General features: G+C 66.7%; 8 protein-coding genes. All 8 read left to right on the top strand.

Annotated features, from left to right (window positions below):
- Window positions 1-9 precede the first annotated feature (9 nt).
- Window positions 10-1863 carry an ABC transporter ATP-binding protein gene (locus C3B78_RS13790; RefSeq protein ID WP_104998576.1) on the top strand — a complete coding sequence of 618 codons (1854 nt, stop codon included), beginning with the start codon at window positions 10-12 and terminating at the stop codon, window positions 1861-1863.
- Window positions 1864-1972: 109 nt separating this feature from the next.
- Window positions 1973-3109, top strand: coding sequence for a GuaB3 family IMP dehydrogenase-related protein (locus C3B78_RS13785; RefSeq protein ID WP_104998575.1), 1137 nt, complete (start codon window positions 1973-1975; stop codon window positions 3107-3109).
- Between the two features lie 75 nt (window positions 3110-3184).
- Complete coding sequence (locus C3B78_RS13780) at window positions 3185-4924, top strand: glycerol-3-phosphate dehydrogenase/oxidase (protein WP_104998574.1); 1740 nt, start codon at window positions 3185-3187, stop codon at window positions 4922-4924.
- 41 nt (window positions 4925-4965) lie between these two features.
- Window positions 4966-5454 carry a PTS sugar transporter subunit IIA gene (locus tag C3B78_RS13775; protein ID WP_104998573.1) on the top strand — a complete coding sequence of 163 codons (489 nt, stop codon included), beginning with the start codon at window positions 4966-4968 and terminating at the stop codon, window positions 5452-5454.
- A gap of 107 nt (window positions 5455-5561) precedes the next feature.
- A complete protein-coding gene (locus C3B78_RS13770; RefSeq protein ID WP_104998572.1) occupies window positions 5562-6398 on the top strand; it encodes an SURF1 family protein in 837 nt (278 codons plus the stop codon).
- Window positions 6395-6937 (top strand): DUF3817 domain-containing protein, encoded by a 543-nt coding sequence (locus C3B78_RS13765; RefSeq protein ID WP_104998571.1) that lies wholly within the window; start codon window positions 6395-6397, stop codon window positions 6935-6937. The genes C3B78_RS13770 and C3B78_RS13765 overlap by 4 nt, the downstream gene beginning before the upstream one ends.
- A gap of 114 nt (window positions 6938-7051) precedes the next feature.
- Window positions 7052-8641, top strand: a complete 1590-nt coding sequence (guaA, locus tag C3B78_RS13760; protein WP_104998570.1) for a glutamine-hydrolyzing GMP synthase — start codon at window positions 7052-7054, stop codon at window positions 8639-8641.
- 130 nt (window positions 8642-8771) lie between these two features.
- Window positions 8772-12860 carry a DUF4011 domain-containing protein gene (locus C3B78_RS13755; protein WP_104998569.1) on the top strand — a complete coding sequence of 1363 codons (4089 nt, stop codon included), beginning with the start codon at window positions 8772-8774 and terminating at the stop codon, window positions 12858-12860.
- Window positions 12861-12900 lie beyond the last annotated feature (40 nt).

The raw sequence follows: 12900 nt of genomic DNA, 5'->3' as shown, positions 1-12900 counted from the left end.
GCTGAGACCATGCCCCCAACGCAACATCCGGCGGAGCTTACCCCCAAGCGGGACCCCTCGCGGCGTCTGGCCCTTCGCCCGTACGCCCGCGCCGTGGCCCAGGTACTGCGCGTCAGCTTCCATGCCTCGCCTGGCGCTGTGATCATGAAGGTGCTCGGCTCGCTGATCTCGGCCGTGCTTCCCTTGGTGACCACCTACTACGCTGCGCTCACCACAACGGCGCTGGCAGCGGCGTACGCCGGTGATTCCGGCGCAGGGCAGCTGGCCATCGTCTACGTCATCATCACCGCCGCCCTCGGGCTGTTCTGGGGCGCCTTCAGCAGCGTGGACCGCTACATCCAGCAGCTGATGAGCTTCAAGGTGGGCGCCATTGTGGGCGACCAGATGTACCAGCGGTTCCTGGCGCTGGAGTTCTGGCGGTACGACGACAAAGAGACCGTAGACCTGTACGACCGCGCCAAGCGTTTCTCCGACAGCTACGCCCGGGTGCTGGACCGGATCGCCGCCATCTTCACCCAGCTCGTATCGGTGATCCTCGCCGTCGGGGCGCTGCTCCTGGTCAGCTGGTGGATCGCGGTGATTGTCCTGGTGGCCATCGTGCCCAGCGTCTACCTGCAGTTCAAACTGTCCCGTGAGCAGATTGCCCACTGGAACACCCAGGTGGACTCGCGCCGGCAGCGGAGGATGATCGAAACGAACCTCCTCCGGCCGCAGCACATCGCGGAGATGCGCCTCTACGGCATCGTGGGATTCCTGATGGACCTCCGTTCCCGCCTCCGTGACGCGGATGAGCGCCGCCGGCTTGATTTCCAGCGCCGGTACATCCCCAAGCAGCTCGCCGCTGACGCCCTGCAGTACGGCGCGGAAGTGGTATCCCTGATCTGGGTGGTGGGGCAGATCATCGCCCGGGCCCAGCCCGTGGGCCAGTTCCTCTACGTACAGCAGATTGTCAGCAGGGCACTGTCCACCGCGAACAGCCTCGTATCCTCCCTCAGTTCCATCGACGAGGACCTGGCCAACCTCAAGGACTACGAGCTGTTCATGGCCCTGCCCGTGCACTCGGAGCATGCGCCGCCCCTGCTGGGATCCCCGAAGACCGTTGAGCTGAAAGACATCCGCTTCACCTACACGGGCAGCGACATCGAGGTGATCCGCGGCGTGAGCCTGACCATCCGCGAGGGCCAGCACATCGCCATCGTGGGGGAGAACGGTGCCGGAAAGTCCACCCTGATCCGCATCCTCGCCGGACTCTACCGCCCAGACTCCGGGCAGGTAATGCTCGACGGCGTGGACCTCGCCGCCGTCGACGTCACCTCCTGGCACCGGCACCTGGCGGTGCTGAGCCAGGAATTCCTCAAATACGAGTTCGCCACCGCCGCGGAAAACATCTACTTCGGCGACGTCGACTCGCCGCGCGACGATGCGCGCATCCGCAAGGCCGCCGCGGACGCGGAGGCGCTGGAGTTCATCAACAGACTGCCCAACGGCATGGAAAACCACGTCAGCAACTGGATGGAGGACCCGCGCGGCCGGAAGGGCAGCGGCCTCTCGGGCGGACAGTGGCAACGGCTCGCGATGGCCCGCAACTTCTACCGGAACGCTTCGTTCATGGTGATGGACGAGCCCACCTCAGCCATCGACGCCCTCGCCGAGCACCGGATCTTCACCCGCCTCTTCGCCGACCGCGGCAGCACGATCATCGCCATCAGCCACCGCCTGGCCACCATCGAGAAGGCGGACATCGTGTACATGCTGGAGGACGGCAGGGTTGTGGAGCAGGGCACGCACAAGGAACTGGTGGCACTTCACGGGCGGTATTTCCGGATGTTCGAGTCCCAGCTCAGCGTCCCCACGGGCCCCTGACCCGGGCACCTTCTGCCAGGGAGCCGGCGGGGAGCCCCCACGAGCAGGCCGCTGTAGCCACGGACGGCCACAGCCATGGCCGGCACCCCGGCTGGGATAACCTAGAGCAGTGACTTACGAGATCGAGATCGGCCGTGGCAAGCGTGGGCGTCGAGCCTACTCCCTGGATGACATTGCAATCGTCCCTAACCGTCGTACCCGCGACCCCAAGGACGTCTCCGTCTCCTGGCAGATCGACGCCTACCAGTTCAGCATGCCGGTGATCGCGGCGCCCATGGATTCAGCCATGTCGCCCCAGACGGCCATCGCCCTGGGCCGGCTCGGCGGCCTGGGCGTGCTTGACCTCGAAGGCCTGTGGACCCGCTACGAGGACCCGCAGCCCATCCTGGACGAGATCGGCGCCCTGGAGGATGAGACCAACAGCCCCGCGGTGACGGGGCGGATGCAGGAGCTGTACCAGGCACCTATCCAGCCTGAGCTGATCACGTCCCGCCTGGCCGAGATCCGCGAGGCAGGAGTGACGGTGGCGGGGTCGCTGACGCCGCAGCGCACCCAGGAGCACTACAAGACGGTCGTCGCCGCCGGCGTCGACATCTTTGTCATCCGCGGTACCACCGTGTCCGCCGAGCACGTCTCCAAGGACCACGAGCCGCTGAACCTCAAGCAGTTCATCTACGAACTGGACGTCCCGGTCATCGTGGGCGGCGCGGCCGGCTACACGCCGGCACTGCACCTCATGCGGACCGGCGCCGCCGGCGTCCTGGTGGGCTTCGGCGGCGGTGCCACCACCACAACGCGCCGCGCACTGGGCATCCACTCGCCCATGGCATCCGCCATTTCCGACGTCGCCGCAGCCCGCCGCGACTACATGGACGAGTCCGGCGGCCGCTATGTCCACGTGATTGCCGACGGCGGCATGGGCACCTCGGGTGACATCGTCAAGGCGATCGCGATGGGAGCCGACGCCGTAATGCTCGGCAGCGCGCTCGCTCGCGCAGAGGAAGCGCCCGGGAAGGGATGGCACTGGGGCCAGGAAGCCCACCACCTCGAACTTCCCCGCGGCGACCGCGCCAACGTGGGCACTGTGGGCCCGCTGGAGGAAGTGCTGTTCGGGCCGGGCCACCACACCAACGGAACCTCCAACCTCATCGGCGCACTGCGCCGCTCCATGGCGACCACCGGCTACTCGGACCTGAAGGAATTCCAGCGGGTCGACGTCGTGGTTTCCCCTTACGCCGGAAACTGACGGACTCCTGCCCAAGCGTGCCGCCAGCAAGTAGGGTGGTTTTACTACCGGCACGAGAGGCACTGGAGGCGTTCAATGAAGAAATTTCCTGTTAATGGCGGGGCGCTCGGCCCGGAAGCCAGGGAGGCATCCATCCAGCGGCTGCGTGCCACCTCGGATCCAGGCCAGGAACTGGACATCCTCATTGTCGGCGGCGGGATCGTGGGCACCGGCGCGGCCTTGGACGCCGTCACGCGCGGCCTGACGGTGGGCATCGTTGAGGCGAGCGACTGGGCGGCGGGCACGTCCTCCAGGTCCTCGAAGCTTATCCACGGCGGCCTCCGCTACCTGGAGATGCTTGATTTCGGCCTGGTGAAGGAGGCGCTGCAGGAGCGGGGACTGCTGCTCTCGGAACTGGCGCCGCACCTCGCCCGGCCGGTGCCTTTCCTGTATCCGCTGACCAAGCCCTTCATTGAGCGCCCCTACGTGGGTGCCGGCATCGCGCTGTATGACTTCATGTCCATCTCCAGCGGGCACAGCAGGGGAGTGCCGTTCCACAAACACCTCACCCGCCGGGGCACCCTGCGTGCCGCCCCCAGCCTCAAGAACGATGCATTCGTAGGGTCCATCCGTTACTACGACGGCCAGGTGGACGACGCCAAGTACTGCGCCAACCTGGTGCGGACCGCCGCCTACTACGGCGCCCACGCCGTCAACCAGATGAAGGTGGTTGATTTCCTCCGCGAGGGGGAACGGGTCGTCGGGGCCAAAGTGGTCAACCATGAAGACGGGACGCAGTTCAAGATCCGCGCCAAGCAGGTCATCAATGCCACGGGCGTCTGGACGGACGAGACCCAGGCCATGGTGACCGACCGCGGCCAGCTGAAGGTCAGGGCCTCAAAGGGCATCCACCTGGTGGTGCCGCGGGACCGCTTCCAGTCAACGGTGGGGCTGATCCTGCGCACCGAAAAGTCGGTGCTGTTCGTCATTCCCTGGGGCCGGCACTGGATCATCGGCACCACGGACACCGACTGGAACCTGGACAAGGCCCACCCGGCCGCCTCCAGCAAGGACATCGACTACATCCTGGAACACGTCAACAAGGTCCTCAAGCGGCCGCTGACCCGGGAGGATGTGGAGGGCGTCTACGCCGGACTGCGGCCGCTCCTGGCCGGGGAAAACGACTCCACTGCCAAGCTGTCCCGCGAACACGTGGTGGCCCATCCCGTTCCGGGGCTTGTGGTGGTTGCCGGCGGGAAGTGGACCACCTACCGCGTGATGGCCAAGGACGCGGTGGATGAGGCCACCCGCACCATGGACGAGCGGGTTCCGCCCAGCTGCACGGAGACCATCCCGCTGCTGGGCGCAAGCGGCTTCAGGGCGGCGTGGAACCGGCGCAACCGCACCGCGGAGGAATCCGGCGTGCATGTGGCCCGCGTCGAGCACCTGCTGAACCGCTACGGCTCCATGACCGATGAAGTGCTGGCCATCATCGAAGAGAATCCGGCCCTGGCTGAGCCGATTCCCGGCGCCGACGACTACCTCCAGGCCGAGGCCGTGTACGCCGCCACACACGAGGGTGCCCGGCACGTGCACGACGTCCTGACCCGAAGGACACGGATTTCCATCGAGGCGTGGGACCGCGGCGTGTCCGCCGTGCCGGTTGTCGCTAAACTAATGGGTGACGTTCTTGGCTGGAGTGACGAACAGCGCGAAAACGAGGTCCGGCACTACATCGCACGGGTGGAGGCCGAACGCCTCAGCCAGCAACAGCCGGACGACGAATCCGCAGACGCCGCCCGCCTGGGCGTGGAAGACATCGTGCCCTTGCGCTGAGGGGTCCACGGCAACAGCACTCCTGACCGAAGGGATACGCCTTGGCGGAACCACTTGACCGGTACGATGCCGAGCTCACCACACCCGAAATGGTGATCCTGGAGCTGGAAGCAGCGGACAAGGCCGACGCCGCCACGCAGCTCGCCAAGCGGCTTTATGCAGCCGGGCGCATTTCGGACCTGGACGGATTCCTTAAGCATGTGAATGCCCGGGAACACCAGCTGGCCACGGGGCTTCCCGGCGGGATTGGCCTTCCGCACGCCCGCAGCGAGTTTGTTTCCCGCACGTCCATTGCCGTGGGCATCGCCAAGTACGGACATGCCCTGGACTTTGGCGCGGCCGACGGCCCAGCTACCGTGATCCTGCTGATTGCCACCCCCGCCAGTTCCTTCTCGGACCACCTCGAAGTGCTGGCAACCCTGGCGCGGTCGCTGTCCAAGGAGTCGTTCAGGGAGTCGCTGCGCCGGGCATACGATCCTGAGGTGATCGCGGAGCTCATCAACTCGAGCCTGGTGTTCTTCGATCACTAACCAGCCCCAGCCAAGCATCCGGGCCGCCGGGACCCGGCGTGCGGTGCAGTTCCTGCCGCAGTCCCGGCGTTTAGTTGTTCTACAGCGGTACGAAGTACGGTTAAGACGTGTGGAAAACAGCCCTTAAGCCCCGATGGATCGCCGGTTTTGTCTTCGCGATCGCCATCTCCGGGGTCTTCGTGCTGTTGAGCCAGTGGCAGTTCGGACGGTCCACCAGGCCCGAAATCCCCGCCAACCCCGCCACCGAGCAGGTCCAGCCCCTCACTGATACCTTGCAGCCCGGCGAGTTTTTCCACGGAACGGATGCCGATCAGATGGTTTCGGCAGAGGGCTCCTATGACCCCGCAAAGCAGCTGCTGGTTCCCGGCCGGCTGCATGACGGCAAGCCAGGCTACTGGGTAGTTACCGCCTTTGCCGTCTCCGGTGCACCCGCGCTGAGCGGTGTTGCCGCTTCGCCCCAGACGTGGATCCCGGTGGCCCGCGGCTGGGTGGCGGACCGCGCAGATGCTCCACCGCCGCCGTCGGGCATTCTCGAACTGACCGGCCGGCTCCTGCCGTCCGAGGCGCCCGTGCCGGGAACGGCGCCCCAGCCGGGCGAAGCCACGGCGGTTTCCGTGGCTGAGCTGATCAACTACTGGGAAGTCAGCAGCTATCCCGGCTTCGTTGCCGCCACTGCGGAAATAGCCGGCGGCGAGGACGTCAGCCCGGCGGCCGTGCCCGGCGCGCTCCTTCCCCTGAACATCGGCCCGCAGCCGCCGGCCCAGCAGATCAACTGGCTCAACCTCTTCTATTCCCTCGAATGGGTGGTCTTCGCCGGCTTTGCCCTCTTCATCTGGTGGCGGCTCGTCAAGGACGACTACCACCGGGACCTTGAGGACAGCCTTGAGGAAGAACACGAAGACACCCTGCACCCCGAACACAACCAGCAAAAGGTACAGCCATGATCGACCCGAAACCGGCCAACCCCGCCTCTGCCACAGGCACAAATACAGGCACCAACACAGGCACCGGCCCGGCCGGGAAGTCCGCCGGCAGGAAGCGGCGCTTCGGTGGAACGGCAGCCCAGATCCGCTCGGCCCTGACGTTCTACAAAGTGCTCGCTTACCTCACCGGCACCATGCTGCTGCTGCTGTGCGCCGAACTTGCCGCCCGGTACGGTTTCGGGCAGTACCTGTTTGCCGGCGGCACCAACGCCGTCACCGGCCAGCCATTCGGCTTCGGCTTTGCTGATGCGGAGCCCCCGGGTGTGCTGGGAGGCGTCAACCTGTCCGTGGCCGTCCTGATTGTGCACGGCTGGATGTACGTGGTGTACCTGATGTCGAACTTCCGGTTGTGGTCCCTGATGCGCTGGCCGTTCCTGAAGCTGGTCCTGCTGGCACTGGGCGGCGTGGTTCCCTTCCTCTCCTTCATCGTGGAGAAGAGGGTCCATGCGGAGGTTGAGGCCGAGCTGGCCGCGAACCCCCAGGCGCCCCTGCGCTACTGACCAGCAGCGCTACTGACCCGCAGCCGGCCGGTACTGCCCGCCGGGGGAGTCTGCTCCGTCACAGCGCGGCGTCTCAAGGTGCGCCGGCGCAACGGCGCAAAGTAGGCTATTACGGTGACTACTCCCACTGCATCCCAGACTTCCCAGAAGCCGGTGCTGGTTGTTGACTACGGTGCCCAGTACGCGCAGCTGATTGCCCGCCGCGTCCGGGAAGCAAACGTGTATTCGGAAGTGGTTCCGCATACTTACACCACCGAGCAGCTCCTGGCCAAGAACCCCGCCGCCATCATCCTGTCCGGCGGCCCCTCCAGCGTTTACGCTGACGGGGCCCCGAGCGTCGGTGCCGACCTCTTCGAAGCCGGGGTTCCGGTCTTCGGCATCTGCTACGGTTTCCAGGCCATGGCCAACGCCCTCGGCGGCAAGGTGGACAAGACCGGGCTGCGCGAGTACGGCTCCACCCGGACCACCATCATCGGCGAAGGCCGCTCGGTCCTGGAAGGCATGCCCCAGCACCAGAACACGTGGATGAGCCACGGCGACTCCGTCCACGAGGCCCCGGAAGGCTTTGAAGTGCTGGCGACGACGGCGGGCGCTGAAGTGGCTGCGTTCGCCAATGAGGAAAAGGGCCTGTTCGGCGTGCAGTGGCACCCCGAGGTCAAGCACTCGGCCTACGGCCAGCAGGTCCTGGAAAACTTCCTCTTCAAGGGTGCCCGGATCGAGCCCAACTGGACCACGGGGAACATCCTCGAGGAACAGGTGGAGCGGATCCGGAAGCAGATCGGTGATGCGAGGGTCATCTGCGGCCTCTCCGGCGGCGTGGATTCCGCCGTCGCCGCAGCCCTGGTGCAGCGCGCCGTCGGTGACCAGCTGACTTGTGTATTCGTGGACCACGGCCTGCTGCGCGAAGGCGAAGCCGAGCAGGTGGAGCGCGACTTCGTTGCCGCCACCGGCGTGAAGCTGTATGTCGCGAACGAGCAGGAGCGCTTCCTGTCCGCGCTTTCCGGCGTCAGCGATCCCGAAACCAAGCGCAAGATCATCGGCCGGGAATTCATCCGCGCGTTCGAGGAAGCCGAACTGGCCATCATCGCCGAGGCAGCCGCCCACGGCGAGAAGATCAAGTTCCTGGTCCAGGGCACCCTCTATCCGGACGTCGTCGAATCCGGCGGCGGCGAGGGTGCTGCGAACATCAAGAGCCACCACAATGTGGGCGGCCTGCCTGAGGACCTGCAGTTCGAGCTCGTCGAACCGCTGCGGGCACTCTTCAAGGACGAGGTCCGCGCCGTGGGTGCACAGCTGGGCCTGCCGCAGGAAATCGTGGGTCGCCAGCCCTTCCCGGGCCCCGGCCTTGGAATCCGGATCGTCGGCGAGGTCACCAAGGAACGCCTTGACCTGCTGCGCAAGGCTGACGCCATCGCCCGCGCCGAGTTGACTGCCGCAGGCCTGGACAACGAGGTCTGGCAGATGCCGGTGGTGCTGCTCGCTGATGTGCGCAGCGTTGGAGTCATGGGTGACGGCCGCACCTACGGCCACCCCATTGTGCTCCGCCCTGTCTCCTCGGAGGATGCCATGACGGCTGACTGGTCCCGGCTTCCGTACGAACTGCTGGCGAGGATCTCCAACCGCATCACCAACGAAGTTGAGGGCGTCAACCGCGTGGTGCTCGACGTCACCAGCAAGCCGCCGGGAACCATCGAGTGGGAGTAGCATCCTGAGTGGCCGGCCTCCGTCAAGGGAGGCCGGCCACTGGTGTTCCGGGGTGAAATCCTCCGGAATTTCGGGGCTTGCAGTGTTGCGGTCTCTCAGTCGCGCCGCCTAAGCGGCTACTCTCGAACCTATGCCCGTATGGTCCAGGACGTCACGTGCAAGCGCAGAAAAGAAGGCAGTAGTGTCAGTTGGTCAAGGCCACCCGGAGGGCTCCGAGGAGCTCCGCAAATGGCTGTCCGGGCTTAAACCCGTCACCGGGGCGGACACAATGCTGCGCTTCACCAAGACTCCCGAAGGTTCCATCGACCTGACTCATGCCCACCCGTCCGGGCTGGCCCAGCTCATGGCCGGACGCAAGACGCGGCTGTCCACCCTGATCCGTGACCGCCAGCAGTACGTCGTCGCCGCCAGGGCATCGCGGAACATCCGGTCAAAGATTTTCGAGCTTTCCAATGAGCGCGGCATTGACGCCGGCTATCTCTCCGCAGGCACCGTGGTGTGGACGTCCGCCGTCGGCGGCAAACCCCAGCGCATCTCGGCGCCGGTCATGCTCACCGCCATTTCCCTGACCGTCCGGCCGGGGGAGGACGACTACGAACTCCAGCTGACCGAGCAGGCGCACATCAACCCCGCCCTGGTGCGGCACCTGAAGAACATCCACGGCATTGTCTTTGACGTCAACGCCGTCACCCGGCTTGCGTACAGCACGGCCCGCTTCGATCCCCAGCCCGTCCTGGACCGGCTGGGCACGCTGATCAGGCCCATCCACGGCGCAGAAGCCCAGCACAACCTGCTGGTTTCCACCTTCGCGGACCTCTCGGGCAACCTGGATGACCCGTGGATCAACGAATCCAACCCGCTCATCTCCGCGCTGGCCACCGCGGGAGGAGGGGAAGTGGTGGACGTTATGGAGCCGGATCCCTCACGCTTCCCTCCCCTGGACAGCAGGCACCCCAAGGACGAACTGCTTCTGCTGGATGCGGACACCGACCAGCAGTACGTCATAGATGCTGCCCGTGCCGGCGATTCCCTGGTGGTCAGCACCCCGCCGGGCACTGGCCAGACCCAGACCGCCATCAACACCATCGGTGCGCTGGTGGATGCCGGAAAAACCGTCCTGGTGGTGGGGGACCGCCGCGCCAGCCTCAACGAAGTATCCGGCCAGCTGGAGGGCCTGGGCCTGGAGTCCATCCTCTTCCAGCTATCCGGGAATGTCACGGCCCAGCAGCTGAAGGCCCAGCTGGTCCGGGCCATCGTCCGCAACGAAAAGTCGCTTGAACCCCAGCTGGGCAACCTCCACAACACCCTCACGGAGCACCGCCACGCCCTGATGGACCATGTGGCCTCGCTCCACAACGTCCGGCAGCGGTGGGGCTGCTCGCCTTACCAAGCCATGCAGTCGCTGGCGGAGCTCACCTCCATCCACCCTGCCCCGGCCACCACTGTGCGGCTGAAACGGAGCGTCCTGGACAGCATCCGGGACCGTGACGAGCTTGCCGGCAGACTCCGCCGGGCAGCTGAGCTGGGCAGCTTCAGCAAGGCCTCCACCACCAGTCCGTGGCATGGCGCCCGGTTGCTGACGCGGAAAGAGACCGAGGAAGCGCAGGAACTGGTCCGCTCGGTGGAGAAGAGCCTGCCTGCGCTGCGCGACCGCATGGAGGCAGTTGCCGAGCACGCGGAAATCAGGCTGGGTGCCTCCTTTGCGGAGTGGGGCGAGCAGCTTGAGCTGCTTGTGGCGGTGCGGGGCAGCCTGGACAAGTTCACGCCGGACATCTTCGACCGCCCGGTCACGGACCTCATTTCCGCCACGGCGCCCTCGGCCTGGCGCAAGGAGCGCGGCATTGAGATGACCTCCATGCAGCGCTCAAGGCTGCGCAGGGTCGCGAAGGAGTACGTCAGGCCCGGGGTCCACATCGCGGACCTGCACACGTCCCTGCTGCTGGTCCAGGAGCAGCGTGCACTGTGGGCAGGCTATGCCACCACGCAGCGGCATCCCGCCGTTCCGTCCGGGCTCGCCGAGATGAACGCCATGTACCGTTCGCTGGACAGCGACCTGGCCCGCCTGGGTGATGCCCTGCGCCACACGGAGGCCGGCGGTTCCCTGGCTGCCGTCCGGTTTGAGGAGCTCATGGAGCGGCTTGAACGGCTGGTGGCTGATACCGAAACACTGAAGACACTGCCCGAGCGCACCCTGCTGGTTGAGAACATGCGCGAGCACGGGCTCGGTGAGCTCCTGGCCGACCTCGCGGAGCGCGAGGTTCCGGCGGGGTCCGTGGCCGCCGAACTTGAGCTGGCCTGGTGGCAGTCCGCCCTTGAAGCCATGATCAGCGGCGACGACTACCTGGCCATGTCCGACGGCGACGCGCTGCGGAAGCTGGAGGCCGAGTACCGCCTTGCGGACAACGCCCACATTGCCAGCGGCGCCGCCCGCCTCCGCTGGGACCTCGCCGAGCGGTGGCGCAGCGCCATCGCCGCCCACCCCCGCCAGGCGGACCTCCTGCGGAGCCTGCTCAAGGACGGCAGGGTGTCCCTGCCGTCGCTGACGGCGCAGGCGCCTGAACTGATCGGCACGCTGGTTCCGGTCTGGTCCGTCAGCCCCTATCTCATGACCGGCCTGCTGCCGGCGGAGCAGCGCTTTGACGCGGTGGTCATCCTGGATGCCGAAGCGACGTCGCTCCAGGCCGTGCTGCCGTCCATCGCCCGCGCCGGGCAGGTCATTGCCTTCGGCGACTCCCGCATCGCCAGCCCCCGCACGTTCACCGTCGGCGTCGAGCGCCTGGCGGCCGGCGAATCGGCGCACCAGCGGGTGGAGAGCGCCTTCGCTGCCTTGTCCAGGGTACTTCCGGTGTGGCGGCTCAACTTCGTCTACCGGGCGGTGGACGAGGACCTCGTGCTCCAGCTGAGCAAGAACTTTTACGACGGCGGCCTCCGCCGGCTCCCCGAGGGGCAGTCCGCCACGGGACTGGACCGGTCGTTGCTGGTGGAGTACCTGCCGGACGGCACCGGGTTGCCCAGTGCGGGCCACGAGGGCGTGGAATCGGTGGTGGCGGAAGTCAACCGGGTGGTCCAGCTGGTCTTCGAGCACGCCCGGCTGCGCCCGCGTACCTCGCTGGCCGTGGTTACGGCAAGCCTCCGCCATGCGGCCAGGATCGGGGAATCCATCCGGCTCCAACTGCCCAACTACCCGGCCCTGGCGGGCTTCTTCGGAGCCGGTCCCGAGTCCTTCCGGGTTGTGGATCTTGAACGGGCCCAAGGGCTGGTGCGCGACCATGTCATCTTCTCGCCCGGCTTTGGCCGCACACCGCACGGGCGCGCACTGCACAACTTCGGGCCACTCTCCGCCGAGGGCGGCCGGGAGAAGTTCGCCCTGGCCATGACCCGCGCCCGCAGGTCGATGCACGTTCTCACCTGCTTCCGGCCCGAGGACCTGGACCACACCAGGCTGACGCACGGCGCCGTGGACCTGTACGCGCTCCTTGACCGTGAAATTGCGGGAAACACGGACCTCGGAACTCCGGCCTCGCGGGCCGCGGCCAGCGAGCAGGCCCTTGGAGCCGATCCGCTGGTGGCCGACCTCGGAGACCGCCTGCGCGCCCGCGGCGCCCGGGTGTGGCACCAGTATGACGGCGCCATTGACGTGGTGGCCGCCGCGGATCCGCTGAACACCATGGGCCAGGAGGACGCCGACCTCCCCTGGCCGGTGGCGATTGAATCCGATGGCACCGAACAGTACCGCGCCCTGAGCGTTCGGGAGCGGAGCCGGTTGCGCCCGCAACTGCTGGAGCGCCTTGGCTGGCGCTACATGCCCCTGTGGACCATCGAGGTGTTCACGGATCCGTCCGCCTGCGCCGACCGCATCGCAGGATACCTGGGCCTCGAAAAGAACGCACTCTCCGGGCGGACAGCCACATCCATCGCCTTCCTGGACGACGACGTGGACCAGGCGCTCAACGGAATCGACGCCGCGTCCCGGCACGCAGCATCGGACCATGAACCAGCAGAGGCCGAAGGCCTGGACAGCAAGGAGGCGGGTGCGATGGCCCCGGACCACGAGAAGAACGACTCTTCGGACACCGGCCAGGCGGGCGCGGGCGCGCTGCCTGGCACTCCCGCCCTGCCAAACAAGGCAGCCGAAGACGAACCCCGGGGCTGGGGCGACCGCGAAGACGACGACCACGATTCGTGGCTGAAGGAACAGAAGCCTCCCCACTGGGGCTGAGGAGGCTAGCAGCGGGGCAAGAGCCCTGCCCCTGCGGAAG

Source organism: Arthrobacter sp. PGP41, assembly GCF_002953935.1.
GTDB lineage: Bacteria > Actinomycetota > Actinomycetes > Actinomycetales > Micrococcaceae > Arthrobacter.
Note: the sequence above shows the minus strand (reverse complement) of the source record. Positions and strands in the feature narration are given on the sequence as shown.